Origin of the sequence: Streptomyces sp. NPDC101490 (assembly GCF_044767145.1) — a bacterium.
Lineage (GTDB): Bacteria > Actinomycetota > Actinomycetes > Streptomycetales > Streptomycetaceae > Streptomyces.
The window spans coordinates 129,194-155,858 of the sequence record NZ_JBIWNI010000020.1 but is presented as its reverse complement, the minus strand read 5'-3'; the positions used below and the strand labels follow the sequence as shown (position 1 = coordinate 155,858).

Here is a 26,665-nt window from a genome sequence, read left to right as displayed (position 1 = left end):
GCTTGGCCACCCCCTTGGCAATGAACGCCACCAGCGCGAAAACCGCGACCACAGTGACGACGAAGGCCAGATCGGCCATCGTGAGCTCCCGGTGAGAAAAGACGAGGAACGGTTCCTCGGACAGGATGAGGAAACCGTCCCCGGGGCCGTCCACCGCCGCCGTTGACGGGCCCCTAACGCCGTACGGGCCCGTCTTGACGCGTCTCCTACGAGGGAGCGCCCCCGACGCCCCCCATTGCCAGTGGCCGGGAACACACCTATCTTCGGTCGAGACCTACGGACCGGGATGCTCGTCAGTCCCGGGGCGGCCCGCCGTTCACGGGCCGGACGGCGGGGAGCGGACCCTCAGGACGACGGGGCGCGCTGGACGCCGGGCGTACGGGATATCCGTATCCACGTACCCGCAGGAGCTGAGCGGCACATGAGCAAGCACGTCCTCGCACAGAACCAGTACGGCAAGGCCGAGAACCGCATCGTCACGGTCACCCGCAAGGGCGGCGACGGCGCCTGGCACGAGATCCGCGATCTGAACGTGTCGGTCGCGCTGCGCGGCGAGTACCGCGCGATGCACCTGACCGGCGACAACGCCAACTGCCTGCCGACGGACACCACCAAGAACACGGTCTACGCCTTCGCCAAGGAGCACGGCGTGGCCTCCCCCGAGGCCTTCGGCATCCACCTCGCCCGGCACTTCGTGAACTCGCAGGCGGTCATCCACGAGGCGCAGATCCGGGTCGAGGAGTTCGGCTGGGAGCGGATCTCCGTACCGACCCGCAAGGAGCAGCACTCCTTCGTGCGCAAGGGCCAGGAGGTCCGCACCGCGCAGATCACCTACTCGGAGAACACCGGGCTCCAGGTCCTCTCGGGTCTCGGCGAGCTGACGGTGATGAACTCGACGAACTCCGAGTTCCACGGGTTCATCAAGGACAGGTACACGACGCTCCAGGAGTCGTACGACCGCATCCTGGCCACCAAGGTCACCGCCCGCTGGGCGAACTCCGCCACCGCCGCCGCGGACCCGGAGCACGACTGGGACCGCTCGTACGGGAAGGTGCGCCGCCACATGCTGGAGGCGTTCGCGGAGACGTACAGCCACTCGCTCCAGCAGACGCTGCACGCGATGGCCGACCGGGTCCTGGACAACGTGTCCACGGTCAACGAGGTCCGGCTCAACCTGCCGAACAAGCACCACTTCCTGGTGGACCTGGAGCCGTTCGGCCTGGAGAACGAGAACGAGGTGTACTTCGCGGCCGACCGGATGTACGGCCTCATCGAGGGGACCGTCCACCGGGAGGGCGTCCAGCCGGTGATCGCGACCAGCGACTGGATCACCGGCTGAGCCGACCGGCCCCGGCGCCCGTCAGCGGAGCCCGGCCGCCTCGACACCCAGCCACACGGCGAGGAGTCCGGCGGTCAGGCTCCCGGCCACGTTGAGCGCCGCGTACGCCTTCGCCCCGCCCTCGTACAGCTTCAGCGTCTCGTACGAGAACGTCGAGTACGTCGTCAGGGCTCCGCACAGTCCGGTGCCGAGCAGGGCGTACGCGTGGGCGGAGGCGACGCCGCCGAGCAGCCCGAGCACGAACGAGCCGACGACGTTGACCACGAACGTGCCCCAGGGGAACACCGAGTCGGTCCGGGCGCGGACCGCCTGGTCCGTGAGGTAGCGCAGCGGCGCGCCGACGGCGGCGCCCACGACGACGAGCAGCCAGTTCACTCCCGTGTCTCCCCGCCCCCGGAACCGGAACCGTCCCCGTCGCGGCCCGCGTACCGGACGACCTCGCAGTCGTCGAGGAGGACCAGGCCCTCCGTCACCAGTTCGTCCAGCTGGGGGAGGAAGGCGCGGACCCGTTCCTCCGTGTCGACGATCAGGACCGCCACCGGCAGGTCCTCGCTCAGCGACAGGATGCGGGCGGTGTGGATGCGGGAGGAGGCGCCGAAGCCCTCGACGCCCCGGAAGACGGAGGCGCCCGCGAGACCGGCCGCGTGGGCGCGGTGCACGATCTCGGTGGAGAGCGGCCGGTGGTGCCAGGTGTCGTTCTCGCCGACGAGGACCGTCAGCCGCAGTGCCCTGCCCGTGAGCCGGGTCATCGTGATCCCCTCTCTCCGGTGCGCGCCGCCACTGTCCGGGCGGCGGTGACGCCCGCCCAGACGGCGGCGAGCGCGGTGACGGCGGTGCCGCCGAGGTAGAGCACGGCGCGCGCCGTCTCCCCGGCGGCCAGCAGCCGCTGGGTGTCGAGACCGTAGGTGGAGAAGGTGGTGTAGCCGCCGCAGAACCCCGTCCCGAGGAAGGGCCTCAGCAGGGGGTGGGGGGCGGTCGTCGTCTCGGTGAGCAGCACCATGAGTACGCCGAGGAGGGCGCAGCCGGAGACGTTGACCGCGAAGGTCGTCCAGGGGAAGGAGTCCGTGGCCGTGGGCCAGGCCAGCGAGGCGGCGTACCGGGCGACCGCTCCGAGGGCTCCGCCCGCGGCCACGACCCCGACGACGGGCAGCCGGCCGCGGAGATCCATGCCCCCAGCGTACGAGGACGTCGAGGCGAGGCGCACAGGCGCGGCCCCCGGCCTGGGGCATTTAACCGGGGTCCGGCCCGTGCAGCCTCGCTCTGCGATGGTCCGGCCACGCCCCGCGACCGGTCAAAGGAGCGCCGGAGAGTCTGTCAGATCCCCCCGTGGGGTATTCCGGAGGCTCCGGGCACGGCCGGGGGCGAGGGGTGCGGAGGCGGCCGGAAGGTGTTCTGCCACCCCCGGAAGGCACCCTTCTGACCTGCGACGACACGGCGGGAGGTGGCCGGACCACCATCCGGCGGCCGATTCGGGTGCCGGGTACACCTCGTCCCCGGGGGTGGTTCCGGGTGACCTTGGTGGAGCAGCGGGAGGGAGCTGCGCAACCTGAGGGCAGGAGTGTCGTGAGTACATCCGTCGCAACCAAGCGCAGGACCGCCGCCGGGCTCGTTCCACCGGCCGCGCCCCTGGGCGCCGTCAGGTCAGCGGGCACGGGGGGCTCGCGCGAGGACGTCTACACCGAGCTGTGTGCCGCGCTGTTCTCCGGCTTCCCGCGCCGTGACCAGCGGTTGAAGGCCGAGCAGTATCTGCGGGGTCTGCTCACCGCGCAGGGCCGCAAGTCGATCCGGAACATCGCCGCGCAGATAGGGGGGCCGGCCGCCGAGCAGAGCCTGCACCACTTCGTGTCGAGTTCCACCTGGGACTGGCAGCCCATGCGGGCGGCGCTCGCCCGGCACCTGGAGCGGACGAGCTGTCCGCAGGCGTGGGTGGTGCGGCCGATGCCGATCCCGAAGGCCGGGGAGCACTCGGTGGGTGTGGACCGGCGGTTCGACCCGGAGCGCGGGCAGGTCTTCCACGGCCAGCAGGCGTTCGGGGTGTGGTTCGCCGGTGAGGAGCTGAGCGTTCCGGTGAACTGGCGGCTGTTCCTGCCGGACCCCTGGGTGAACGACCGCACGCGGCGCGACCGTGCGGAGGTTCCCCAGGAGGCGGGCGAGGAGACCCTTGAGGAGTGTGCGGTGGCGGCGGCGCTGGACGCGGCCCGCTGGCAGGACGTGGCCCGCAAGCCGGTGCTGCTCGACATCCGGGGCGGTGCGGGGCGGGCGGCCCTGACGCGGCTCGCGGGGGCGGGGGTGCCGGTGGTGGCGCGGATCGGTCCTGGTTCGCGGCTGGCGATCGCGGACCGTTCGCTGCCGGGCTTCGGCGCGGGTCCGCTGTCCGCCGTGCAGATCCTGGAGTCCCTCAAGGGGCTGCGGAGGCCGGTGAGCTGGGTGGACACGGTGGCGGGTGCGCGGACCTCGCGGACCTCGCTGGCGACGGCGGTCCGGGTGGCGCTGCCCACGCCGGGCGGGGAGCGGATGCGTCCGCTGGTGCTGCTCGGTGAGTGGGACGACCCCCGGCGGGCTCCGTCGCGGGTGTGGATCAGTGATCTGACCGGGTCTCCGGTGGGTTCCCTGCTGCGGCTGACGAAGCTGGCGCGCCGGGTGGAGCGGGACTTCGTGGAGATCGGTGAGGGGGCGGGGCTGCGGGACTTCGTGGGCCGCTCGTACCGGGGCTGGCACCGGCACATCACGCTGGCGTCGGCGGCGCACGCGGCGACGGCGCTGTCCAGTGCCGACTGGGACTCGGGCTACCGCTCGGGGCGTACGGCGAGCTGAGCCGCCGGGCGCGGTGCTTCCTTCTCCGGCGGGCCTCGGGTCCGCCGGAGAAGCCGCGTGTCCGGGGGGAGAAGCCGCGTGTCCGGGGGCCGGTCGCTGCTTCCGGTGGCGGGGCAGGGCTTCCGGTGGCGGGTCCCCGGCCTCCGGGGGCTCAGGCGTTGCGCTCCGGCGGGCCGGGCGGGCGTCGGTGCGGGTCGGTGGCGGCGCGGCCCCGGGCGAGGACCTCGCGGGTGCGCTGGAGGCGCAGCGCGAGCTGGACCTCCAGGACCTGACCGGGCTTCTGCCATTCGGGGCCGAGGAGTTCGCCGATGCGTTCCAGGCGGCGGGAGACCGTGTTGGGGTGGACGTGCAGGGCCTCGGCCGCGTTGGTGGGGCTGCCGCCGGAGGCGAAGTAGGCCTCCAGGGTGTGGGTGAGGTCGGTGAACCGTTCGGCGTCGTAGTCGAGGACGGGTCCGATGGCCGCCTCGACGAAGCCGTCGACGTCGTTGTCGTCGGAGAGCAGCAGCCCGAGGAAGCCGAGGTCCTGCACGGAGGCGGCGGAGCCGGTGCCGCCGAGCGCGCTCATCGCGTCGAGGCAGCGGCCCGCCTCCTGGTGGAGCCGTCCGACGCCGTCCGGGCTCCAGCCGGGTCCGGCGGCGGCGACGGAGACGGGGTGCCCGAGCAGCGGGGACAGTTCGGCGGCGACGGCCTTGGCGGCGGCCGAGGCGTCGATGCCGGGGAGCAGCAGCACGATGCAGCCGCCCTGCACGGTCTTCAGTCCGGAGAGCCGGTACGCGTACGAGGACGCCCAGACCACGGCCCTGCCCTGCTCGCCGCCCTCCGGCCGGGCGAGCACGAGGACGTGGGCCTTGCGCAGGTCGACGCCGAGGCGGCGGGCGCGCTGGGCGATCTGCTGGGGGGCGTGCGGCGGGTCGGCGATGAGGTCGTCGAGGAGTTCGTCGCGGACGGGTCCTTCGGCGACGGCGGTGGAGCGGCGCATCAGGAGGAGGAAGGCGATGGACTGGGCGGCGAGTTCGAGGAGGCGTTCGTCCTCGCCGGTGAGTCCGCCGGCGGTCCGGACGACGAGGACGCCGAGGTCTTCGGAGCCCGCGATGACGGGTGCGACCCAGGTGTCGTCGGCGGCGGGGACGGGGCGGCGGCGGGCGTGCGCGTCGAGCGAGGCCTTGGCGACGGCCTTCTCGTCGAGTGCGGGGACGTCCCCGGCGGTGGCGAGGCAGCGGCCGCCCTGGTCGCGGACCATGACGGTCGCGTCGAGGGCGTCGGCGGCGGCCTTGGCGACGTTGCACAGGTCGCCGCCCGCGAGGACGAGGTTCATGATGCGGCTGTGGGCCTCGCTGACGTGCCGCATCCGGGTGAGGCTGGTGCGGACGCGGGCGCTGTCCCGTTCGAGTTCGGAGACCTCGGTGCGGGTGCGGTCGAGGAGCCCGGCCTTCTCCACGCCGAGGGCGGCGAGGTCGGCGAGGGCGGCGAGGAGCCCGACCTCTTCCGGCGTGTGGTGGCGGACGCGCCGGTCGGCGCCGTAGAGGGCGCCGATCACGGTGTCGCCGCTGCGGAGCGGAGCGGCCATGACGGCGTGCAGGCCCTCGGCGCGCAGGGCGGCCTCCGCGGCCTCGTCGAAGGCCGGGGTGTGGATGCCGGTGCCGGTCCTGGCCGTGGGCGCGAAGCGTTCGTCGGCGAGGTGGTCGGCGGTCCAGACGGGTTCGCCGAGGAGCTGGACGAAGCCGCCGACGCCGTATCCCTCGGCGAACCGGAGACCGGGGGCGAGCCGGGGGGCGCCCTCCCGGCCGGTGGGGTGGTCGGCGCGGGCGCCGTCGGTGGTGTGGACGTAGCAGGCGCCGTGCGGGCCGCGCAGCGTCACGTACGCGAGGTCGAGGCCGAGGAGCAGCCGGGCGCGGTGGGTGATGACCCGCAGCAGGCCGTCGAGGTCGTACGCGGAGGTGAGGTCGCGGGCGGTGTCGGTGAGGGCGATGAGTCCGGCCTCGTGGCGGGGGTCGCGGCCCTGTCCCGCGCGGACCACTCCGGCGAGGGCGACGGCCCGTTCGAGCCGGTCGAGCGTGTCGTCGTCGAGGCCGGTGGCGCGGGCCTCGGCGAGGAGGGCGTCGAACCGGGCGGGCGGTGCCTGGGCCGCGAGCAGTTCGAGGACCGTGAGCAGCGCGTGGGCACCACCGGCTCCGTCCGCGCCGTACAAGCTCATGGTCCCTGCTCCCGTGATCGAGCGAAATCGGGCACCTGGGAGGAAACCCGTACTGCTCGCCGAAAATAATTCGCCTTCGGGAGTCGGTCAACGGTGAGCTGCCGCACTTCATTCCCCACCGGTAACTGTCGGCGGGCGGCTCCGGTTCCCGGGTCAGCCGACCGAGGAGCCGACGGGGACGAGACGCCCCCGGGTGGGGCTGAACTGGGTGGGCACCCGGGGCACGTACACGGGGAGCCCGGCGGTGTCCCGGACGGCGAGGACCGAGCGGCGGAGGCGGCGGAGGCGCGCCGAGGGCTCCATGCCGGTCTCGGCGAGGAGCGTGGCGTGGAGCCGGTCGAAGACGGCGAGGGCCTCGTCGTGCTGTCCGCAGCGCAGCAGGGCGACCATGTAGTGCGCGTGGAGCGGTTCGTTGGTGCGGTAGCGGGCGGTGAGGCCGGAGAGTTCGGGGACGAGTTCGGCGTGTCCGCCGAGGCCGAGCTGCGCCTCGGTCCACTGGTCGAGGACGCTGAGCCGGGAGGTCTCCAGGCGCTCGATCTCCCGGCGGAGGCGGGGTCCGGCGGCGACGCCCGCGTAGGGTTCGCCGCGCCAGAGGGCGAGGGCCTCGCCGAGGCGGAGGGCGGCGCGCGGGAGGTCGCCCGCCTCCATGGCCCGGTAGCCCGCTCCGGCCGCGCGCTCGAACTGCCAGACGTCGTTGGTGCCGCCGCCGGTGTCGAGGCGGTAGCCGCCGGGCTGGGAGACGAGGATCGCGTCGGCGGTGCGCCGGTCCGACCAGCCGGGCCGGGGTTCGGCCGGGGTGGCGCCGCGCAGCGCGCCCGCGATGAGGGCGCGCAACTCGGCTATGTGGGCCTGGAGTTCGGTGCGGGCTCCGCGCGGGGCGCCGGACGGCCACAGCTCCTCGGTGAGGACCGTCACGGGGACGACCTGGTCGGCGCTGGCCGTGAGCAGGGCGAGGAGCTGACGGGGCGCCGCCGCGGTCGGGGTGATCGACACCCCGTGCTCGCGCACCGAAAGTCCCCCCAGAATCCGGACGTCCACCTTGCCCCCTCAGTGCCTGTGCGGTGTCTGTGTGCGGGATGACTCCCGATGATTAGAAAAGACCCCCGTAGGCATGTCAATAAGAAACCGGAGGGTACGGAATCCCGACCCCTGATATCGTGGTGATTCACCCCCTTTGTCCGGTTATTGAGCCGTAGTGATTTCGTCAATGGCGGGGATCGTACGTACGAAGGAAGGCTGTTTCCGGACTCAGGGGTACGCTTTCAGGGGTCCTCGCAGCTGACAACGGGTTTCACACCTGCGATTTCCGGCCAGAAACCGTCCGCCGGGTACGGTTCCGCCACAAGGCCCTCCTCACCCGACCGCGGCGGCCGTCAGCAGACCGAACGCGAGGACGACCAGGGCCGTGCGGATCCGGTGGAAGCCGTTCCAGCGCCGTTCGAAGGCGGCGCGCACGGCCGCCGGGTCGTCATTGGGGCCCCGCGGGGCGGCCAGCGCGTTGTTGAGCGGGACGTTGCCGCCGACGGTGACCGCGTGATTGAGCAGCGCGCACACCAGTCCCGCGAGCACCAGCCACTTCTGGGCATCCGTCCGCCCATCAGCGGGCACGAGGAACGCGGCGACGGGGAAGACGGCCACCCCGAGGAAGACCGCCATGAAGACGGCCCTCGGCACGGCTTCGTTGATCCGGCGCATCACCGTGACGAACTCGGCGTCCTCCAGCCGGGCGAGCGCGGGCATGATCCCGGTCTGGAAGACCAGCATGAAACCGGCGTACAGCCCGGTGCATCCGACGGCGAGGGCGAGCAGCAGGGAGGCCATGCGTCATTCTGACCGCCCACCGGCCCACCCGGGAGCCTTACGGGACCACAAGTGACACGTGTGACAGGGGAGATGGGCGCGGGGCGAGTCCGGGGCGGGGCCGGAGAGCCGGATGGGACAGACGAGGCGAATGAGGTGGATGGCGTGGATGAGGTGGATGGGGCAGGAGCGGCCCGGAGCGGGTCCGGTGCGGCGGCGAGGAGCACGGCGGCGGCCGGGAACCGCCTCCGCTCGCGGCGGCATCGCCGTGGCTCGGGCCGGTGCATGCCATCTCCCGCCGCCCGCACGGCACTTGTGAACGGGACGGTCGGGATGCCCGCGCGGAGCCGTCGGAGGAGTTGCGGATGCATCTCGATGCGGCGACGGCGACCGGGGTGACGTGAGGTGGCATGGATTCGCCATCCTTCTCAACAGGGGTTGTCACCGTGTGCAGTCACATGCGTACATTGAGTGGACATCGGATGGGCGGGGGTGGTCAGCGGTGGCAGAGAGCGCGGGCTCCGTGATGCTCGCCCGTTCGGCGATGAACCGGGCCGCGACCGAGGGACAGCGGCCCGCGGGGCGTCCGGTCCGGGGGGCGCGGCGCATCAGTGCGGCACTCGCCGGGCTGGCCGCTTCCACGCGGTACGAGCTGTTGACCTTCGACGACCCGGTCGCGTCCGCGGGCTGCGCGATCCCCGAGCCGTTCCTGGAATTGGCGGGAGCGTGCATGCGGGCCGCGGCGGAGCGGGCCGGCGAGGTCAGACGGATCGTGCCCCGGCACGCGCGGTCCCGGATCGAGGACGGACTCCGGCTCCCCGGCCGGGCCCGGCTGATCGAGGCGATCCCGTTCAAGCTGATCGTGGTCGACCGGACCGTGGCGGCGGTGCCGCTCGATCTCGAACTGCTCTACAACGGGCTGCTGCTGATCCGGGACCCGGTGATCGTGCAGGCCCTCGTCCGGACCCATCACGCCTGCTGGGCGGCGGCGGAGGAGCTGACGTACGTGCCGCCGCCACCGCCACCGCCCCGCGATCTGCCCCCGCAGTTGCGTCCGGTGCTCGACGCCCTCCTGTCGGGACTCACGGACGAGACGGCGGCAACCAGGCTCGGCATGTCGGCACGGACCTACAGCCGCCGGGTCGGGGAGCTGATGACGGCCCTCGGCACGACGAGCCGCTTCCGCGCGGGCGCGGAAGCGGCTCGAAGAGGGTGGCTGTGAGTGACTGACCGCCCGGGGTCCGGCCCCTGACCCGGACCCCGGGCGGTCGGATCCGGACCGGGTGATCGGGCCGGGTGGTCGGACCGAGTGGTCGGACCGAGTCCGGGACGGGTGGTCGGGCCGAGTCCGGCCCGGGACCCGTCCGGCCCGGGGCGGATCGGGTCGGCCCGGGACAGGTCCGGCGCCCGGGACAGGTCCGGCGCCCGGCGCAGGTGCGGTCGGGCATGGGGAAGACGGTCCGGCCAGGTGCGGTCCGGACCGGCCTCCTCGGGCTAGGACACGATGTCCTTGCGGGCGAAGCCCCGGAAGGCGAGGGCGAAGAGGACCAGGGCGTACGTGAGGGAGATCGCCGTGCCCTTCACCATGCCGCCCCATTCCAGCTGCGGCTGGAGCGCGTCGATCCAGGCGAACTGCCAGTGCGCCGGAAGGTACTCGCGCCAGTCGCCGAGAGCGGTCACCGCGTCGAGGACGTTGCCCACGATGGTCAGACCGACCGCGCCGCCGACCGCGCCCAGCGGGGCGTCGGTGCGGGTGGAGAGCCAGAAGGCGAGCCCGGCCGTGACGAGCTGGGACGCGAAGACGAACGCGACGGCGACCGCGAGCCGGAACAGGGCGTCCCCGGCGGGCACCGCGCCACCGGTGGGGAGCACCAGCGGCCCCCAGCCGTAGGCGACCGTGCCCGCCGCCAGGGCCACCACCGGCAGCAGCACCATCGCGGCGGCGCTGTAGCCGAGGGCGACGGCCAGCTTGGAGGCGAGCAGCCGGGACCGGGGCACGGGCGCGGCGAGGAGATACCGCAGCGAGGACCAGCTCGCCTCGGAGGCGACGGTGTCCCCGCAGAACAGGGCCACGGGAATGACGAGGAGGAATCCGGCCGAGACGAACAGGCAGGTCGCCGCGAAGTTGGCGCCGGAGGCCGTCGCCGTGTCCATCAGGGTGACGCGTCCGCTGCCGCCCTCCCGGTCGCCACCGACCGCGAACGCGATCATCAGGACGAACGGCAGGGCGACCAGGATGCCGCCCATGACCAGGGTGCGGCGGCGCTTCCACTGGCGGAGGGCCTCGACGCGCAGCGGCAGGGTGCGCCCGGCGCGATAGCCGGGTGCGGATTCCACGGGGGCCGTGGGGGTGTCGAGCAGCCCGCTCATGCGGCACCTCCTCCGATCAGGGTCAGGAACGCGTCTTCGAGGCGCCGGTGCGGTCCGACGCCGGTCAGCGGCACGTCCAGGGAGACGAGTTCGCCGATGAGCACGGTGGGCGCGATCCCGTCGAGCCGGACGAGGATGCCGCCGTCGGCACGGGTCGCCCCGGCCACGCCCGGGAGCGCGCCGATCTTCTCCACGAGGACGTCGTCGACGGGTCCGCCGAGCGTCACCAGGAGGGTGTCGCCGGAGCCGGTGATCTCCGCGACCGGGCCCGCCTGCACCAGTCGGCCCCGGTCCATCACGACGAGATGGGTGCAGGACTGCTCGACCTCGGCGAGGAGATGGCTGGAGACGATGACGGTACGGCCGTCGGCCGCGTACCGGATCATGACCTCGCGCATCTCGCGGATCTGCGGCGGGTCGAGTCCGTTGGTGGGCTCGTCCAGGATCAGCAGGTCCGGCAGGCCGAGCATGGCCTGGGCGAGGGCGAGTCGCTGGCGCATGCCCTGCGAGTAGGTGCGGACCGCGCGTTCGAGGGCGCCGCCGAGGTTCGCGATGCGCAGGGCCTCGTCGACATGGGCGTCCTCGGCGGGGCGGCCGGTGGCCTTCCAGTACAGGTCCAGGTTCTCCCGGCCGGAGAGGTGCGGAAGGAATCCGGCGCCCTCCACGAAGGCGCCGACCCGGGAGAGGACCGGGGCGCCGGGGCGGATCGCCTGGCCGAAGACCCGGATCTCGCCCTCGTCGGGAGCGATCAGGCCCATCAGCATCCGCAGCGTGGTGGTCTTGCCCGCGCCGTTCGGCCCGAGGAGACCCAGGACCTGGCCCTGTTCGACGCGGAACGACAGGTCCTGGACGCTGTACCGGTCGCCGCCCTTGTACTTCTTGGAGAGTCCGGTGATCACCAGGGGCACGGTGGCGAGGCCGGGGTCGGGCGCGGCGGCGCCGGTGCGGCGGCGGGCGGTGAGCAGCAGTCCGGCGGCGACGGCGAGGCCGAGGAGCGGCAGGCCCCAGACCCACCAGGGCAGGGCGACGGCCTGGGTGTCGAGACCGGGGGCGGTCGGGACGGTGAGCGGTCCGTCGACGGCGACGGTGTATCCGGCGGGGACGAGCGGGGAGGCGTAGCCGAGGTCGGTGGCGGCGACCACCAGCCGCAGCCGGTGCCCGGACTCCACCTCGTGGTCGATCGCGGGCAGGGTGAGCGTGACGGTCCGGCCGGAGGTGGCGTCCGCGACGCGGACGGGCGCGACGAGCTGGGAGGGCAGGACCTGCTGCCGACCGTCGGGCCCGACGTCGTACACCTTGGCGAAGAGGACGGCGGAGCCGTCGGCGGCGGTGGAGGTCACCTTGACGCGGACGGTCGGGGTGCCGGTGATCCGGAGCTGTCCGGTGAGCGGCGCGCTGTCGAAGCGCGCGTACTGGCCGGGGAAGTCGAGGGAGAGGCCGACGCCGAGGGAGGAGAGTCCGGAGAGGCCGCCGCCGAGTCCGGGCACGGCGGAGACGGCGGGCGGTGTGGCGCCCGCGGGGTTGGTGAAGCTCTGCGGCCCTCCGGTGAGGGGGATGGCGGTGGGGCCCGCGGTGAGTCCGGGGTAGCGGTCGGCGGTGGCGGCGCGCAGGGTGGCCCGCCCGTTGGTGGAGTCGATGCCTCCGGTACGGCTGACGCGGAAGGCGGGGCCGGTGTCGACGGAGGTGTCGCGCTTCAGCCAGCGGTCGAACCAGGTGCCGATGCGCTGTTCGACGCGGTCGGTCTCGCGGTCGCCGCCGTCGTGGCCGCCGGAGATCCAGTCGACGGCGACGGGGGCGCCGTTGGCGGTGAGGGCGCGGGCGGCGGCGTCGGACTGGGCGAGGGTGAAGAGGGAGTCCGACTGGCCCTGGACAAGGAGCGTGGGCACCTTGATCCGGTCGGCGACGGCGGAGGGGCTCCGGGCTTCGAGGAGGGCGCGGGCGGCGGCGTCGGGCTTCCCCGCGACGGCGACGCGCTGGTAGAGGCCGCAGAGTTCGGGGGTGAAGCGACCGCAGGCGGCAGCCGCGCCGGACTGTCCCGGCCCCTCGGGGCGGTCTCCGGCGGAGAAGAAGATCCCGGCCCAGAGCTTCTTGAAGACACCGTCGGGGAACAGCGCGTCGGCGAGGTTCCAGTAGGTGATCTGGGGGGCGACGGCGTCGACGCGCGGATCGTGTCCTGCGGCGAGCAGGGAGATCGCACCGCCGTAGGAGGCGCCGGTGACGCCGACGCGCGGATCGCCGGGCTTGTCGAGGAGGACCTCGGGGCGGTCGGCGAGCCAGTCGATCAGCTTCCGGACGTCCTTGACCTCGTGCTCGGGGTCGTTGAGTCCGATCTCGCCGGTGGAGGCGCCGAAACCGCGGGCGGACCAGGTGAGGACGGCGTAGCCGTCGCGGGCCAGCCCTTCGGCCTGGGCGCGCACGTCGTCCTTGGAGCCGCCGAAGCCGTGGCCGAGGAGGACGGCGGGGCGGCGCCCGGCGCCGTCGCCGGTGAAGTAGGAGGTGTCGAGCCGGACGCCGTCGAGGTCGAGCGTCCGGTCCGCGCGGTGCACGGGGGGCGGATCGTCCGAGGCGACGGCGGTCCAGGTGCCGCCGCCCGCGAGAACGGCGAGGACGGCGGTGACCGCGGCCCACCGGGGAATTCGGAGTCGCATGGCATCGAGCCTAAGCGGGCCGCCGGTGCGCCGGAGCTGCCCGGGGGCGGAGCCGTCTCCCCTCCTGGAGTCGTACGCGCCCCGGGGGCGTACCACGGGCGCGGTATGCGGAGCGGTCGGATCCGGCGGGCGGGGCGGGACTTTTCGAAACACGCCCTGGTTCGGATACGGCTCCGGGCCCCCGGGGCGCGGTCGTTCGCGCCTCGGGGGCCCGGGTCCGATCGGGGTCGATCAGTGGTTGCGGGGGAAGCCCAGGTCGACGCCCGACGGGGCGTCGGAGGGGTCCGGCCAGCGGGTGGTGACGACCTTGCCGCGGGTGTAGAAGTGGACGCCGTCGGGGCCGTAGATGTGGTGGTCGCCGAAGAGCGAGTCCTTCCAGCCACCGAACGAGTGGTAGCCGACGGGGACCGGGATCGGCACGTTCACGCCGACCATGCCCGCCTCGACCTCCAGCTGGAAGCGGCGGGCGGCGCCGCCGTCACGGGTGAAGATCGCGGTGCCGTTGCCGAACCGCGAGGCGTTGATGAGGGCGAGGCCCTCCTCGTAGGTGTCGGCGCGCAGCACGCAGAGCACCGGGCCGAAGATCTCGTCCTGGTAGGCGGCGGCCGTGGTCGGCACGTGGTCCAGGAGGGAGAGGCCGATCCAGTGACCGTTCTCGTGGCCCTCGACGGTGTAGCCGGTGCCGTCGAGGACGACCTCGCAGCCCTCGGCCGCCGCGCCGGTCACGTAGGAGGCGACCTTGTCGCGGTGGACGGCCGTGATGAGCGGGCCCATCTCGGAGGTGGGGTCGTTGCCGGGGCCGATCTTGATCTTCTCGGCGCGCTCGCGGATCTTGCCCACCAGTTCGTCGCCGATGGAGCCGACCGCGACGACCGCGGAGATCGCCATGCAGCGCTCGCCGGCGGAGCCGTACGCCGCCGAGACGGCCGCGTCGGCCGCCGCGTCGAGGTCGGCGTCCGGGAGGACCAGCATGTGGTTCTTCGCGCCGCCGAGCGCCTGGACGCGCTTGCCGTTGGCGGAGGCCGTGGTGTGGATGTGGCGGGCGATCGGGGTCGAGCCGACGAAGGAGACCGCGGCGACGTCCGGGTGCTCCAGGAGGCGGTCCACGGAGACCTTGTCGCCGTTCAGGACGTTGAAGACGCCGTCCGGGAGACCCGCCTCGGCGAACAGCTCGGCAAGCTTGAGGGCCGTCGAGGGGTCCTTCTCGCTCGGCTTGAGGACGAAGGTGTTGCCGGTCGCGATGGCGATCGGGAACATCCACATCGGCACCATGGCCGGGAAGTTGAAGGGCGTGATGCCCGCGACGACGCCCACCGGCTGGCGGATCGAGGCCACGTCCACGCGGTTCGCGACCTGGGTGGAGAGCTCGCCCTTGAGCTGGGTGGTGATGCCGCAGGCCAGGTCGACGATCTCCAGGCCCCGGGCGACCTCGCCGAGGGCGTCGGAGTGGACCTTGCCGTGCTCGGCGACGATCAGCTCGGCGATGGCGTCCCGGTTGGCGTCGAGCAGCGCGCGGAACTTGAAGAGGATCGAGGTGCGCTGGGCGAGCGAGGAGGTGCCCCAGGTCGCGAAGGCGTCCTTGGCGGCGGCGACGGCGGCGTCCACCTCCTCGACGGAGGCGAGGGCGACACGGGTGGTCACGGCGCCGGTGGCCGGGTCGGTGACCGGGCCCCAGTTGCCCGACGTGCCCTCGACGGTCTTGCCACCGATCCAGTGGTCGACGGTCTTGACGGTGTTCGTCATGACGAAATGCTCCTTCAGAGATGGCGGCGTCGGGCGGTGACGTGCCGGTCGTACTCCTCCCGGGCCTCGATCGCCGACGGGCGGGTCGAGGTCTCGGCCACGGGCACATCCCACCACGCCCGGGCCGGGGGCGGGCCCGACACAGTGTCGGGCGTTTCGGTCTCGACGTAGACACATGTGGGAACCGTCGCCGCCCGCGCCTCCGCGAGGGCTTCCCGCAGGTCACACACGGTGTGGGGGCGGAGCACCCGCATCCCGAGGGAGGCCGCGTTGGCGCCGAGATCGACGGGGAGCGGGGGGCCGGTGAAGCCGCCGTCGGCGTCCCGGTGGCGGTAGTCGGTGCCGTACCGCTCGGCCCCGACGGACTCGGAGAGCCCGCCGATGGAGGCGTAGCCGTGGTTCTGGAGGACGATCAGCCGCAGCGGCAGGCGTTCCTGCACGGCGGTGACGATCTCGGTGGGATTCATCAGATACGTACCGTCGCCGACGAGGGCCCAGACGGGCCGGTCGGGCGCGGCGAGCAGGACTCCGAGGGCGGCGGGGATCTCGTAGCCCATGCAGGAGTAGCCGTATTCGACGTGGTACTGGTCGGACGAGCGGCTCCGCCACAGCCGGTGGAGGTCACCGGGGAGCGATCCGGCCGCGTTGACCAGGATGTCGCGGGTGTCGACCAGAGTGTCGAGTACGCCGAGGACCTGGGTCTGGGTGGGGCGGGCGTTCTCGTCGGGGACCGCGTAGGCGGCGTCGACGTGTTCCTGCCAGCGCCGCTTCGAGGAGGTCCACCGGACGAGGTCCTGGCGGTGGTCGCCGAGCGCCTCGGTGAGGGCGGTGAGCCCCTCGCGGGCGTCGGCGACAAGCGGCCGGGCGGCGAGCTTGTGGGCGTCGAAGGAGGCGATGTTGAGGTTGAGGAAGCGGGTGCCGTCCCGGAAGAGGGTGCCGGACGCGGTGGTGAAGTCGGTGTAGCGGGTGCCGACGCCGATGACCAGGTCGCTGGTGGCGGCGAGTTCGTTGCCGGTGGCGCTGCCGGTGTGGCCGATGCCGCCCGCCTCGCAGCGGTGGTCGTACGGCAGGACGCCCTTGCCCGCCTGGGTGGTGACGACGGGCAGGTCGGCCCGCTCGGCGAGGATCCGCAGCGCCTCCTCGGCGCGGCTGTGCCTCACCCCTCCCCCGGCGACCACCAGCGGGCGCCGGGCTGCCCTGATCTCCCGTACGGCGGCGTCGAGTTCGGCCGTGTCGGGGCGGGGGCGGCGGACGTACCAGATCCGTTCGGCGAAGAACTCCTCCGGCCAGTCGTACGCCTCCGCCTGGACGTCCTGGGGCAGCGCGAGCGTCACCGCGCCGGTCTCCACGGGGTCGCTGAGGACCCGGACGGCGGCGAGGGCGGCGGGGATCAGGGCCTCGGGGCGGCCGACCCGGTCGAAGTACTTCGAGACGGGGCGGAGGCAGTCGTTGACCGACACGTCTCCCGCGTACGGGACTTCGAGCTGCTGGAGGACCGGGTCGGCGGGGCGGCCCGCGAAGGTGTCGCCGGGCAGCAGCAGCACGGGGAGGTGGTTGACGGTGGCGAGGGCGGCGCCGGTGACGAGGTTGGTGGCGCCGGGGCCGATGGAGGTGGTGACGGCGTGCGCGGAGAGCCGGTTGGACTGGCGGGCGTAGCCGACGGCGGCGTGCACCATGGCCTGCTCGTTGCGGCCCTGGTGGAAGGGCATGAGCCGGGGGTCCTCGATGAGCGCCTGGCCGATCCCGGCGACGTTCCCGTGGCCGAAGATGCCCCAGGTGGCGGTGATCAGGCGCTGCCGGACACCGTCGCGTTCGGTGTGCTGGGCGGCGAGGAAGCGGATCAGCGCCTGGGCGACGGTCAGCCGGATGGTCATGCGTATCCCTCGGTGTGGTCCGGGTGGAAGCTGATCCGCCAGGCGCGCTCGGTGCCGGGGCCCGCCATGACGTTGAGGTAGTACAGGGCGTGGCCGGGCTGGGCGACGGAGGGGCCGTGCCAGCCGTCGGGCACCAGGACGACGTCGCCGTCGGCGACTTCGGCGAGGAGGTCGGCTCCGCCGGGCCGGGAGGGCGAGATCCGCTGGTAGGCGAGGCCGTGGGGGCCCTCGATCTCGTAGTAGTAGATCTCTTCGAGGACGGACTCGGTGCCGGGGCGGTGCTCGTCGTGCTTGTGCGGCGGGTAGGAGGACCAGTTGCCGCCGGGGGTGACGACCTCGACGGCGATGAGCCGGTCGCAGACGAAGGCGTCGGCGGAGCCGAAGTTCCGCACCTCGCGGGCGCGGTTGCCGCTGCCCCGGGTCTCGACGGGAACCTCCGGCGCGGGGCCGTAGCGGGCGGGGAGTCGTCGCTCGCACTTCGCTCCTGCCAAAGCGAAGCGGCCTCCCGCGCCGGAGGCGATCTGGGCGTGGGCGTCGCGCGGTACGTAGACGAAGTCGGTCACTCCGTCGAACACGTCGGCGCGGCCCTGGAGTTCGAAGATCTCTCCGTCGACGCGCACGCTACAGGCACCGGAGAGGGGAAGCACGGCCCATTCGCAATCCCCGCTCTCGAACGAGTGGATCCCGCCAGGCCCGAGGGTGAGGACGCGCAGGGCGGAGTACTCCCATCCGGCCCGCGCGGGATCGATGTCGACGGCGTACGGCCCCCGGGCGGCGGTCCCGGCGGGCAGATGCAGCGAGGAGGACGACCCGTGAGCCGGTACGGGGACGGGGCCCGGCGCGCCACTCGGACCGGGAGCGGGACCGGGAGCCGGGGCGGCACTCGGACCAGGGGCGGAGGCGGGACCCGGACCGGCGGCGGGGCCGGGACCTGCGGTGCGGGTGGGGTGCGGACCAGGTCCCGGGGCGGTGCCGGAGTCGGGTACGCGGCTCGGCCGAGAGGTGGGGCCGGGGCCTGCGGCCCGGCTCGGCCGGGCGCTCGCGCCGGGGCTCGGATCGGGGCCAGGACCGGGATCCGGTTCGGCAGTCGGCTCGGCGTCTTGTTCGGTATTCGGCTCAGGAAGCATGGCGGATCCCTACCCCTTCCCCGCGATCGTCCCCGCGCCGGGCTCCGCGCCGGTCCCCGGTGTCCCGGGCGTGCGGGTCTCCCCGCTCGTCGGAGCCGTGACCGGGTCCGTACGGCCGACGACCGGACGCTCGGGGAACGGGCCCGGGGCGGTGGCGGGGCCCGCGACCGCGACCGCGACCGCGACCGCGCGAGGATCTGGGTCAGGGTCCAAGCCACGGTCCGGGGCAGGGTCCGGTTCAGGGTCCAAGCCCAAGGCCCGGACCCCGCCCAAGCCCCGGTCCCGGACCCCGCCACCGTCCCGGTCCCCGTCCCGGTCCCGGTCCAGGTCCCGTCGGAGCGTGCCCGTGCCCGTCGTCAGCGCCTCGGTGATCTCGGGGGCGTACGGCATCGCCGACGAACAGGCGAGACGGCCCGCGACGATCGCTCCGGCGGCGTTGGCCCGTCGCAGGACGGTCTCGACGTCCAGACCGGCCAGCAGCCCGTCCACGAGCGCCCCGCCGAACGCGTCGCCCGCGCCGAGCCCGTTGACGACCTCCACCGGCAGCGGCGGGACCTCCGCGCCGGTCCCGTCGGCGGCGAGCGCGAGGACGCCCCCGGGGCCCTGCTTCACCACGGCCAGCCTCAGTGACCCGCCCGCCGCGTCGAACAGCGCGCGGGCCGCCGCCCGGGGGTCGCGCTCCCCGGTCGCCACCTCGCACTCGTCGAGGTTGCCGACGGCGACGGTGGCGTGCCGCAGCGCCTCGGCGTAGTGGGGCCGGGCCTCCGCCGGGTCCGCCCAGAACATCGGCCGCCAGTCCAGGTCGAGGACGGTCACCTCGCGGCCGGATCTGGCCCGCAGCGCCGCGAGGGTCGCGGTCCGGCTCGGCTCGGCGCACAGACCGGTGCCGGTGGCCCAGAAAACCCGGGCGGCGCGGATCGCGTCGAGGTCCAGCGCGTCCGCGCGGATCTCCAGATCGGGGGCCTTGGGGCGCCGGTAGAAGTACAGCGGGAAGTCGTCGGGCGGGAACAGCTCGCAGAAGGTGACGGGCGTCGGGTACTCGGCGGCCTCGGTCACCCAGCGGTCGTCCACCCCGAACTCCCGCAGTGCCCGGTGGAGATAGACGCCGAAGGGGTCGGCCCCGGTACGGGAGACGAGGGCGGTGCGGCGGCCGAGCCGGGCGGCGGCGACGGCCACGTTGGCCGGGGAACCGCCGAGGAACTTGGCGAAGGTCTCGGCCCGGTCGAGACCCACCCCCGTCTGGAGCGGGTAGAGGTCCACGCCGAGGCGGCCCATGGTGATCAGGTCGTACGGCTCCGACTCCACCCGTGCCACCTCTCGCGTCCGGCGTCCCGTCCCGGGTCCGGCCTCCCGGGTCCGGCCGTCCCAGGTCTAGCCGTCCGCCGGGAGGTGTGTCAACGATATGTCCGGACATTCGGACGACGTGACGGACCGGGTCCGCCTCCTTGACGGTGCTCACGGGCCCCGGTCAAGGTGGCGGACATGACGAAGCCGTCCCCGCAGCCGTCGCCGTCCCGCATCCGGATCGGATCCGCCCCGGACTCCTGGGGGGTGTGGTTCTCCGACGATCCCCGCCAGGTGCCCTGGCAGCGTTTCCTCGACGAGGTGTCCGGCGCGGGGTACGGGTGGATCGAACTGGGCCCGTACGGCTATCTGCCGACCGATCCGGCCGTCCTGGCCGAGGAGACCGCGCGGCGCGGTCTGCGGGTCTCGGCGGGAACGGTCTTCACCGGGCTCCACCACGGGCCGGACGTCTGGGAGCGGACGTGGGCGCACGTCGCCGAGAACGCCGCCCTCGCACAGGCCGTCGGCGCGGGCCATCTGGTGGTCATCCCGTCGTTCTGGCGGGACGACCGCACCGGCGAGGTGCTGGAGGACCGGACGCTCACGGCGGGCCAGTGGCGGGACCTGACCCGGCTCACCGAGCGGCTGGGCCGGGAGGTCCGCGAGCGGTACGGGCTGCGGATCGTGGTCCATCCGCACGCCGACACCCATCTCGACGGCGAGGAGAGCGTGAGCCGGTTCCTCGACGCCACCGACCCGGACGCGGTCGCGCTCTGCCTGGACACCGGGCACTACGCCTACGCGGGCGGCGACAGCGTCAAGCTGATCGAGACCTACGGCGAGCGGATCGGCTATCTGCACCTCAAGCAGGTGGATCCGGAGGTCCTGGCCGGGGTGGTGGCGGAGGGGGTGCCGTTCGGCCCCGCGGTGGCCCGGGGCGTGATGTGCGAGCCGCCGTCCGGGGTGCCCGCCCTGGAACCGGTGCTCGCCGCCGCGGCCGCCCTGGACGTCGACCTGTTCGCGATCGTCGAACAGGACATGTACCCCTGCGAGCCCGACGCCCCCTATCCGATCGCCCTGCGCACCCGGGACTTCCTGCGCTCCTGCGGGGTATGACACCCGACCGGGCCCCGTTCCGCGACACCTGACGGCGCACCGGGCCCGGCCTGACGCCACCCGACGGACGGCCCGGCCCCGCGCCCCTCGGCGGGCGGTCCCGCCGCGCGCCGCCCGGTGGACGAGCCGGCCGGGCGGGCCCGCCCGGCGGGAGCCGCTCCCCCGCTCGCCGGTCCGTCCTGGTCCCCTACCTCCCGGACCCCGGCCGGGCACACGGACACGCCGGGGTCCGGTTGCTCCTTTTCCGTCACGCGCGTCCGCTCTTCGTCACACATGTCTCCATTACGCGGGTCTTCCGTCACAGACGCCCTACAGCCGGGCCCCTCCTGCCGGGGGAACCGTTGCAGGGGGCACAGGCTCAGTGATCGCCAACGCACGCCCGCAGCGCCTCCGAACGGCACCCCCGCCGCCGCTGCGCGGCGCGCAGGGAGGTACCAGGCATGACGGACAGAAGGCTCTGGTCGTACAAGGACATCGCCGCACACATCCGGGTGCAGCCGGACACGGTCCGCTCTTACCGGAAGCACGGGCTCCTTCCCGCTCCCGACCTCGTCGAGTCGGGCAAGCCCTACTGGTACGCGGACACGATCCGCTCCTGGGTCGCCAGCCGCCCCGGCAACCGGGGCCGCCGCGACTGACCTGACGCCCTCCCCGCCCGGTGCCGGGCCCGGACCCCCGTCCCGGGCCCGGCACCTCCGCGCGTACGGCCCGTCGGGACCGGGGGCGCGGAGGAGGCGGGGGCGGCGGGGCCGGTCAGGAGCGCAGGGCCGTCATCTCGCGCCGCTCCCCGGGCGTCTGCACGCCGTCCGGTGCCGGGGCGGCCGGGGCCACCGGGTGGTCCGACTCGCTGATGCCGAAGCGGTCGTGGAAGCGGCGCAGGGGGCCGGGGGCCCACCAGGTGAGGCGGCCGGTGAGCTTCATGACGGAGGGGACGAGGAGGCCGCGGACCACCGTGGCGTCCATGAGGACGGCGAGGGCCACGCCGAGGCCGAGCATCTTGGTGTTGGTGACCCGGGAGGTTCCTATCGCGACCATGACGACGGCGAGGATGACGGCGGCGGCGGTGATGAGCCCGCCGGTGCGGCTCAGTCCGAAGCGGATGGAGTGCTCGTGGTCCCCGGTGGCGTCGTACTCCTCCTTGATGCGGGAGAGCAGGAACACCCCGTAGTCCATGGAGAGTCCGAAGGCGACGCAGAACATGAGGACGGGCAGGGTGGTCTCTATGTCGCCGGTCGGGGTGAAGCCGAGGAGTCCGGCGAGGTGTCCGTCCTGGAAGACCCAGACGACCGCGCCGAACATCGCGGTGAGGCTGAGCGCGTTGAGGAAGACGGCCTGGACGGGGACGAGGACGCTGCCGGTGAGCAGGAAGACCAGCAGCAGGGTGACGACCACGATGATGCCCGCCGCCCAGGGCAGCCGCTCGGCCAGGGCGTCCTTGGAGTCGACGAGGACGGCGGCCTGTCCGGTCACGGAGGTGTCGAACGGGGCGGACGCGGCGCGCAGTTCGGCCACGGTCCGCTGGGCCCCGGCCCCGACGCCCTCCCCTTCGGGCACGACGGTGAAGAAGGCGTGTCCCGGGCCCGCCGTGACGGGTCCCTCGGCCCGCGCGACCCCGTCGAGGGCGGCGATCCGGTCGCGGTAGGCGGTGTACTGCGCGGGGGTGGCCGGGCCCTCGGCGAGGACGGTGAGTCCGCCGCCCGGGTTCCCCGGGAAGCCGTGCCGCAGTTCGTCCTGGACGATCCGGGAGGAGGCGGTGGTGGGGAGCTGGCGGTCGTCGGCAGTGCCGAACTTCACGCCGAGGAAGGGCAGTCCGAGCAGGACGAGTCCGGCGGTGGTGAGGACGGCGAAGACCGGCGCCCTGCGCATCACGAGCGCGGCGGCCCGCGCCCAGCCCGCGCCCTCCGCGCCCCGCCCGGGGGCGTCCGGGCGGGGCGCCCGGCCCCGGCGCAGGAGGCGCCGCAGGTCCAGTGCGTTCACCCGGTCGCCGAGCAGCACCAGGGCCGCCGGGAGCAGGGCGAGCGCCGCGACCGCCGCGAGCAGGACGACCGCGATCCCCGCGTACGCGAAGGAGCGCAGGAAGTACTGCGGGAAGACGAGCATCGCGGAGAGCGAGGCGGCGACGGTCAGGGCGGAGAAGAGGACGGTGCGTCCCGCGGTGCGCAGGGTGGTGCGGACGGCGGTGCGCGGGTCGGCGCCCGTGGCCAGTTCCTCGCGGTGGCGGCGGACGATGAACAGGGCGTAGTCGATGGCGAGTCCGAGACCGAGGGCGGTCGTCAGGTTCTGCGCGAAGACGGAGACGTCGGTGAACTCGGTGATGCCGCGCAGGACGGCGTTGGCCCCCAGGATGGCGACGATGCCGACGCCGAGCGGGAGGAGGGCGGCGACGGCGCTGCCGAAGACCATGACGAGCAGGACGAGGGTGAGCGGCAGGGCGATGAGCTCGGCCCGCAGCAGGTCCTCCTCGATGGTCTGCTGCATCTCGTGGCGGACCGCGAGCCCGCCGCCGAGGGAGACCTCGACCGGCCCGTGGGTGCCCCGGTAGGAGGGGGCGATCCGGTCGAGGACGGCGGCGGCGGCCTTCTCCTCGCCGCCGATCCTGGCGGCGATCACGGCCTTCCGGCCGTCCTCGGAGCGGAGGGCGGGCGAGCCGGTGGACCAGTAGGAGCCGACTCCTTCGACGCCCGGCTCGGCGTCGAGCCGCTCGGCGAGCCGACGGGCCTCGGCGGCGGCGGCCGGGGCGTCGACGCCGCCGGTTCCGGTGTCCACGAGGAGCAGCAGATTGGGCTGGGAGCCGGGGAAGCGGTGCTCCAGGACCCCGGTCGCGTAGGTGGATTCGGCGGCCGGGTCCTCCCAGCCCCCGCTGCCCATCCGGTCGGCGACGCCGCTGCCCGCGAGGACGGCGAGGGCCGTGAGGACGAGGGCCACCAGGAGCGTGAGCCGTGGGCGTACGGTGACGAACCTCGTCCATCCCCCGGCCTCCGGGCCCTGCGGCGGCCCGCCCCCGCGCGCTGTTTTCTTGACTTCGGCCATGACGAGGTGTCCCCTTCACCTGACCCGTGTGCTCGCTTCCGGGCAGGTCACACAGGTCACCCGTTGCCATAGACTGGCAAACACGAGCGACCGCTCGCGTTCTCCAAGAATGCGAGCGACCACTCGTGTTTGTCAATCGCGTTGAGGAAAGCTGGGGACAGCCATGTCCGAGGACGTGCCCGACGAACTGTCCGGGGACAGCTCCGGAGAACCGCGACCGCGCCGCCGCCAGGCACGCGGCGAGCGCCGCATCGCCCAGTTGCTCCAGGCCGCCGCGAACGCCTTCTGCGCCAACGGCTACACGGCGACCAGCACCAACGCCATCGCCCGTGAGGCCCGGGTCTCGCCCGGCACGCTCTACCAGTACTTCCCGAACAAGGAAGCCATCGCGATCGAGCTGGGCGGGGTCCTCCTGCACCGGATGCGCGAGGCCCACGGCCAGGCGTTCACCCCGGAGAACCTCGACCTGCCGCTGCCCGCGCTGATCGACGCGGTGATCGACCCCATGGTCGAGTTCAACTGCGCCAACCCGGCCTTCCTCGCCCTGATGCACGGCTCCGAGGTCCCGGGCCGCATCGCCGAGGAGCACGACGAGCTGCACGACTCGCTGCTCTCCCGCGCCCGCGAGTTCATCGCCCACAAGGCCCCCGGGCTGCCCGTGGACGAGCAGACCAGGATCGCCGCGATGGCCTTCTCCGTGGTCAAGGGCGGCCTGGCGCTGGTCCTCGCCGCCCCCGAGGGCCCCGAGCGGGACGCGACGATCGCCGAGCTGAAGAAGGTCCTCCTGCGCTATCTGGCCCCGGTGGCCGGAGTCTCGCCCACGACCTGAACCGGCGAAGGCGGGCGCGGCGCCGGGCCGGCCCGGCGGAGAAAGATCACGGAGGAGACCCGACCCGCCACCCGGCCCGACGGAAAAGGCCGCGCCCACCGCCCACCCGGCCGAAGACACCCGCACCCACGGGGAAACGGCCCCGCTCGCCACTCACCCCGGCACGGACGGCCTCACCACCCGCCAGGCGCGGACAGCCTCACCACACCCCCGCACAGACATCCTCACCACGCCTCCGAGCCCCCGCCCCGCTCGGCGGGCAGCGTCTTCTTCCCCGCCTCCGCCCGCGCCTTCAGGGCGAGCAGCGGGAAGAAGAGCACCGAGAGCATTCCCGCGCCGACCAGCGCCGCCGCCTCACCCGCCGTCATCGCCCCGTCGTCCACCCCGATGGTGGTGATGGCGACGACGAGCGGCAGCGCGGTGGAGCCGTACAGGACGAGCCCGCCGCGGTCCTTCCGGCCGAGGTCGCGCGGGGCCAGGAACCAGATCGGCCCGCCGCGCACCACGAGGAACAGCAGCAGGAAGACCGGCAGCAGGAGCAGGCTCCGGCCGCCGTCGAGCAGCGAGTCGAGATCGAACTCGATCCCGGTGACGACGAAGAAGACGGGCACGAGGAAGCCGAAGCCGACCGCCTCGACCTTCTCCAGGATCTGCGGCCCGTACGCGGGCGCCGCCCCGGCCAGCACGAGCCGGGTGACGAGGCCCGCCGCGAAGGCGCCGAGCAGCACGTCGAGGCCGAGGGCCTCCGAGGCGCCCAGCATCAGGGCGAGCAGCAGGAAGACGAACCGCACGGCGAACTGGCCGCTGCTGTGCAGGGTCCTGGCGATCACCCGGGAGAACCACGGCGGGCGGGGCCGCAGCGCCCACAGCACCGCCCCCGCGGTGAGCGCGGCGAAGACCGCGAGGAGCACGGTCGACTCCCCCGCGCCGCGCCCGCTGAGCAGCAGCGCCATCGCGATGATCGGGCCGAACTCGCCGACCGCGCCGAAGGCCATGACGACGGTGCCGAACCGCCCGTGGAGGTCGCCCGCGTCCCGCAGCACGGGCAGGACGGTGCCGAGCGCGGTGCTGGTGAGCGCGACCCCGATGAAGACGCCCTTGGTCCAGCCGCCGCCGAGCAGGATGCCGGCGGTGAGCCCGAGGACGAGGGTGGCGGCCCAGGCCCAGAGGGCGCGCCGGAGGGTGTCGCCCCGCACCTTGTCGAACTCGATCTCGTACCCCGCGAGGAAGATCAGCATGGTGAGGCCGAGTTCCGAGAGGCCGTCGACGAGTTCGCTCGGGCGGGCCCAGTCGAGGACGGCGGGGCCGACGAGGATGCCGAGCAGGATCTCGAAGATGACGAGGGGGACGGGGAGCCTGCGGCTGACCCCGTAGGCGAGCAGCGGCGCCAGGACGGCGATCGTCATGATCAGGACGAGCGTGATCCCCGAATGCGACATATCGGGTGTTTACCATAGGCTCCGGTCATACGGACCGCAGGCGGAGGGACTTGGAGGATTTCCCGTGCACGACTACCCGCCCGGCACACGCACACCGGCACCCGTGCCGCCGCCCCCGGCGGCGCCGCCCGTCCCGCCACCGCGTCCCGGCCTGTGGAAGCGCTGCCTCTGGGGCGGCCTGGCGCTCTGGGTGCTGACGGCGGTCGTCACCTACGTCACCGAGAACACCACGCTTCTCCCCACCCTCATCCTGCTCGGCAGTTTCCTGGTCCCGGCAGTCTTCGTGCTCTGGGCGTACGAGCGGCACGGCCGGGACCTCGGGGTGCCGGTGATCCTGGGGTGCTGCGTCACCGGCGGCGTCCTGGGGGTGCTGGGCGCCTCGGTCATGGAGTACTACCTGCTCCACCCGTCCCTGTGGATGTTCGTCGGGGTGGGCCTGATCGAGGAGGCCGTGAAGCTGGCGGCGCTGATGTTCGTGCTGCGCCGCCGCCCCGGAGTGCGGGGCGTCCGTGCCGGGCTCGTGCTCGGCGGCGCGGTCGGCTTCGGCTTCGCCGCCTTCGAGAGCGCCGGGTACGCGTTCAACGCCGCCGTCACCATGGAAGGCATCGACCTGCGCTCGCTCCTGGAGACGGAGATCCTGCGCGGGCTGCTCGCCCCCTTCGGGCACGGCCTGTGGACGGCCATCGCGGGCGGCGTCCTGCTGGCCTACCGCCGCCCCGACGGCCGTTTCCGCTTCACTGGCCCGGTCGTCGGCACGTACCTCGGCGTGGCGGCGCTGCACGCGCTCTGGGACTCGATGCACGGCATCGCGCTCTGGCTGGTGCTCCAGCTGACCACCACCAGCCTGGACCGCTCGCTCTTCGCACAGGGGTACATCCCCCGGCCCACGGCCCAGCAGGAACACCTCTTCACCCTGTTCTCGGTGGGCGGTCTCGTCCTGGTGACCCTGGCCGGGCTCCTCTGGCTGAGATCACTGGCACGCTCCGAACGGGACTCTGGTGGAATTTATACCCCCTAGGGGTATAATCTGGTGATGTACGGACCTGAACCCATGAGGA

21 protein-coding genes are annotated in these 26,665 nt (G+C 73.3%); 7 read left to right on the top strand and 14 right to left on the bottom strand.

Annotated features, from left to right (window positions below; all coding sequences use genetic code 11):
* Positions 1-421: 421 nt before the first annotated feature.
* Complete coding sequence (gene pucL / locus ACIRQY_RS28400) at positions 422-1,339, top strand: factor-independent urate hydroxylase (protein WP_351782335.1); 918 nt, start codon at positions 422-424, stop codon at positions 1,337-1,339.
* 21 nt (positions 1,340-1,360) lie between these two features.
* On the opposite strand, the gene crcB (ACIRQY_RS28395) is transcribed toward pucL, so the two are convergent.
* From crcB (ACIRQY_RS28395) to crcB (ACIRQY_RS28385), 3 genes are read right to left on the bottom strand one after another with little or no spacing between them, the layout of a single operon-like run.
* Positions 1,361-1,714 (bottom strand): fluoride efflux transporter CrcB, encoded by a 354-nt coding sequence (crcB, locus tag ACIRQY_RS28395; protein WP_351782338.1) that lies wholly within the window; start codon positions 1,712-1,714, stop codon positions 1,361-1,363.
* Positions 1,711-2,088 (bottom strand): DUF190 domain-containing protein, encoded by a 378-nt coding sequence (locus ACIRQY_RS28390; RefSeq protein ID WP_403930547.1) that lies wholly within the window; start codon positions 2,086-2,088, stop codon positions 1,711-1,713. Before ACIRQY_RS28390 ends, crcB (ACIRQY_RS28395) begins: the two co-directional genes overlap by 4 nt.
* The gene (crcB, locus tag ACIRQY_RS28385; RefSeq protein ID WP_403930545.1) at positions 2,085-2,507 is read right to left on the bottom strand and encodes a fluoride efflux transporter CrcB; all 423 of its coding nucleotides are present in this window, start codon (positions 2,505-2,507) and stop codon (positions 2,085-2,087) included. The genes ACIRQY_RS28390 and crcB (ACIRQY_RS28385) overlap by 4 nt, the downstream gene beginning before the upstream one ends.
* Positions 2,508-2,902: 395 nt before the next feature.
* Here crcB (ACIRQY_RS28385) and ACIRQY_RS28380 point away from each other — a divergent pair, with 395 nt between their 5' ends.
* Complete coding sequence (locus tag ACIRQY_RS28380) at positions 2,903-4,153, top strand: IS701 family transposase (RefSeq protein ID WP_403930543.1); 1,251 nt, start codon at positions 2,903-2,905, stop codon at positions 4,151-4,153.
* A gap of 151 nt (positions 4,154-4,304) precedes the next feature.
* Here ACIRQY_RS28380 and ACIRQY_RS28375 read toward each other — a convergent pair whose 3' ends face one another.
* The 3 genes from ACIRQY_RS28375 to ACIRQY_RS28365 form a co-directional block, all read right to left on the bottom strand.
* Positions 4,305-6,347, bottom strand: coding sequence for a helix-turn-helix domain-containing protein (locus ACIRQY_RS28375; protein WP_351782349.1), 2,043 nt, complete (start codon positions 6,345-6,347; stop codon positions 4,305-4,307).
* 153 nt (positions 6,348-6,500) lie between these two features.
* On the bottom strand, positions 6,501-7,385 hold the full coding sequence (locus ACIRQY_RS28370) for a BTAD domain-containing putative transcriptional regulator (RefSeq protein WP_403930541.1): 885 nt from the start codon (positions 7,383-7,385) through the stop codon (positions 6,501-6,503).
* A 315-nt stretch (positions 7,386-7,700) separates the two neighbouring features.
* Positions 7,701-8,168 carry a DUF1772 domain-containing protein gene (locus ACIRQY_RS28365; RefSeq protein ID WP_403930540.1) on the bottom strand — a complete coding sequence of 156 codons (468 nt, stop codon included), beginning with the start codon at positions 8,166-8,168 and terminating at the stop codon, positions 7,701-7,703.
* A 481-nt stretch (positions 8,169-8,649) separates the two neighbouring features.
* On the opposite strand from ACIRQY_RS28365, the gene ACIRQY_RS28360 reads away from it, so the two are divergent.
* Positions 8,650-9,369, top strand: a complete 720-nt coding sequence (locus ACIRQY_RS28360; protein ID WP_403930538.1) for a DNA-binding response regulator — start codon at positions 8,650-8,652, stop codon at positions 9,367-9,369.
* Between the two features lie 272 nt (positions 9,370-9,641).
* Here ACIRQY_RS28360 and ACIRQY_RS28355 read toward each other — a convergent pair whose 3' ends face one another.
* The 6 genes from ACIRQY_RS28355 to iolC form a co-directional block, all read right to left on the bottom strand.
* A complete protein-coding gene (locus tag ACIRQY_RS28355; RefSeq protein ID WP_351782360.1) occupies positions 9,642-10,517 on the bottom strand; it encodes an ABC transporter permease in 876 nt (291 codons plus the stop codon).
* Positions 10,514-13,165 (bottom strand): alpha/beta fold hydrolase, encoded by a 2,652-nt coding sequence (locus ACIRQY_RS28350; RefSeq protein WP_403930536.1) that lies wholly within the window; start codon positions 13,163-13,165, stop codon positions 10,514-10,516. Before ACIRQY_RS28350 ends, ACIRQY_RS28355 begins: the two co-directional genes overlap by 4 nt.
* A gap of 231 nt (positions 13,166-13,396) precedes the next feature.
* Positions 13,397-14,908 (bottom strand): CoA-acylating methylmalonate-semialdehyde dehydrogenase, encoded by a 1,512-nt coding sequence (gene mmsA, locus ACIRQY_RS28345; protein ID WP_403930535.1) that lies wholly within the window; start codon positions 14,906-14,908, stop codon positions 13,397-13,399.
* A gap of 14 nt (positions 14,909-14,922) precedes the next feature.
* A complete protein-coding gene (gene iolD / locus ACIRQY_RS28340) occupies positions 14,923-16,782 on the bottom strand; it encodes a 3D-(3,5/4)-trihydroxycyclohexane-1,2-dione acylhydrolase (decyclizing) (RefSeq protein ID WP_403930533.1) in 1,860 nt (619 codons plus the stop codon).
* The gene (gene iolB, locus ACIRQY_RS28335; RefSeq protein WP_403930560.1) at positions 16,779-17,579 is read right to left on the bottom strand and encodes a 5-deoxy-glucuronate isomerase; all 801 of its coding nucleotides are present in this window, start codon (positions 17,577-17,579) and stop codon (positions 16,779-16,781) included. The genes iolD and iolB overlap by 4 nt, the downstream gene beginning before the upstream one ends.
* A 339-nt stretch (positions 17,580-17,918) precedes the next feature.
* Positions 17,919-19,214 carry a 5-dehydro-2-deoxygluconokinase gene (iolC, locus tag ACIRQY_RS28330; RefSeq protein WP_403930532.1) on the bottom strand — a complete coding sequence of 432 codons (1,296 nt, stop codon included), beginning with the start codon at positions 19,212-19,214 and terminating at the stop codon, positions 17,919-17,921.
* Positions 19,215-19,391: 177 nt separating this feature from the next.
* Between iolC and ACIRQY_RS28325 the strand changes: the two genes are divergently transcribed.
* On the top strand, positions 19,392-20,309 hold the full coding sequence (locus tag ACIRQY_RS28325; protein WP_403930531.1) for a sugar phosphate isomerase/epimerase family protein: 918 nt from the start codon (positions 19,392-19,394) through the stop codon (positions 20,307-20,309).
* 440 nt (positions 20,310-20,749) lie between these two features.
* Positions 20,750-20,947 carry a MarR family transcriptional regulator gene (locus ACIRQY_RS28320; protein ID WP_351782377.1) on the top strand — a complete coding sequence of 66 codons (198 nt, stop codon included), beginning with the start codon at positions 20,750-20,752 and terminating at the stop codon, positions 20,945-20,947.
* A gap of 115 nt (positions 20,948-21,062) precedes the next feature.
* On the opposite strand, the gene ACIRQY_RS28315 is transcribed toward ACIRQY_RS28320, so the two are convergent.
* Positions 21,063-23,339, bottom strand: coding sequence for an MMPL family transporter (locus ACIRQY_RS28315; RefSeq protein ID WP_403930530.1), 2,277 nt, complete (start codon positions 23,337-23,339; stop codon positions 21,063-21,065).
* 163 nt (positions 23,340-23,502) lie between these two features.
* On the opposite strand from ACIRQY_RS28315, the gene ACIRQY_RS28310 reads away from it, so the two are divergent.
* A complete protein-coding gene (locus ACIRQY_RS28310; RefSeq protein WP_403930528.1) occupies positions 23,503-24,168 on the top strand; it encodes a TetR/AcrR family transcriptional regulator in 666 nt (221 codons plus the stop codon).
* Positions 24,169-24,392: 224 nt separating this feature from the next.
* On the opposite strand, the gene ACIRQY_RS28305 is transcribed toward ACIRQY_RS28310, so the two are convergent.
* The gene (locus ACIRQY_RS28305) at positions 24,393-25,607 is read right to left on the bottom strand and encodes a cation:proton antiporter (RefSeq protein ID WP_351782384.1); all 1,215 of its coding nucleotides are present in this window, start codon (positions 25,605-25,607) and stop codon (positions 24,393-24,395) included.
* A 64-nt stretch (positions 25,608-25,671) separates the two neighbouring features.
* Between ACIRQY_RS28305 and ACIRQY_RS28300 the strand changes: the two genes are divergently transcribed.
* Entirely contained in the window at positions 25,672-26,625 is a 954-nt protein-coding gene (locus ACIRQY_RS28300) for a PrsW family intramembrane metalloprotease (RefSeq protein ID WP_403930527.1), read from the top strand.
* The last annotated feature ends 40 nt before the right edge of the window (positions 26,626-26,665 follow it).

What these genes read in the sequence shown, in the direction of transcription:
- ACIRQY_RS28375 (WP_351782349.1), bottom strand. Translation starts at nt 6,347, where the DNA reads ATGAGCTTGTACGGCGCGGACGGAGCCGGTGGTGCCCACGCGCTGCTC.
- mmsA (WP_403930535.1), bottom strand. Translation starts at nt 14,908, where the DNA reads ATGACGAACACCGTCAAGACCGTCGACCACTGGATCGGTGGCAAGACC.
- crcB (WP_403930545.1), bottom strand. Translation starts at nt 2,507, where the DNA reads ATGGATCTCCGCGGCCGGCTGCCCGTCGTCGGGGTCGTGGCCGCGGGC.
- ACIRQY_RS28355 (WP_351782360.1), bottom strand. Translation starts at nt 10,517, where the DNA reads ATGAGCGGGCTGCTCGACACCCCCACGGCCCCCGTGGAATCCGCACCC.
- pucL (WP_351782335.1), top strand. Translation starts at nt 422, where the DNA reads ATGAGCAAGCACGTCCTCGCACAGAACCAGTACGGCAAGGCCGAGAAC.
- ACIRQY_RS28305 (WP_351782384.1), bottom strand. Translation starts at nt 25,607, where the DNA reads ATGTCGCATTCGGGGATCACGCTCGTCCTGATCATGACGATCGCCGTC.
- ACIRQY_RS28310 (WP_403930528.1), top strand. Translation starts at nt 23,503, where the DNA reads ATGTCCGAGGACGTGCCCGACGAACTGTCCGGGGACAGCTCCGGAGAA.
- ACIRQY_RS28315 (WP_403930530.1), bottom strand. Translation starts at nt 23,339, where the DNA reads ATGGCCGAAGTCAAGAAAACAGCGCGCGGGGGCGGGCCGCCGCAGGGC.
- ACIRQY_RS28350 (WP_403930536.1), bottom strand. Translation starts at nt 13,165, where the DNA reads ATGCGACTCCGAATTCCCCGGTGGGCCGCGGTCACCGCCGTCCTCGCC.
- ACIRQY_RS28320 (WP_351782377.1), top strand. Translation starts at nt 20,750, where the DNA reads ATGACGGACAGAAGGCTCTGGTCGTACAAGGACATCGCCGCACACATC.
- ACIRQY_RS28325 (WP_403930531.1), top strand. Translation starts at nt 19,392, where the DNA reads ATGACGAAGCCGTCCCCGCAGCCGTCGCCGTCCCGCATCCGGATCGGA.
- ACIRQY_RS28390 (WP_403930547.1), bottom strand. Translation starts at nt 2,088, where the DNA reads ATGACCCGGCTCACGGGCAGGGCACTGCGGCTGACGGTCCTCGTCGGC.
- iolD (WP_403930533.1), bottom strand. Translation starts at nt 16,782, where the DNA reads ATGACCATCCGGCTGACCGTCGCCCAGGCGCTGATCCGCTTCCTCGCC.
- ACIRQY_RS28365 (WP_403930540.1), bottom strand. Translation starts at nt 8,168, where the DNA reads ATGGCCTCCCTGCTGCTCGCCCTCGCCGTCGGATGCACCGGGCTGTAC.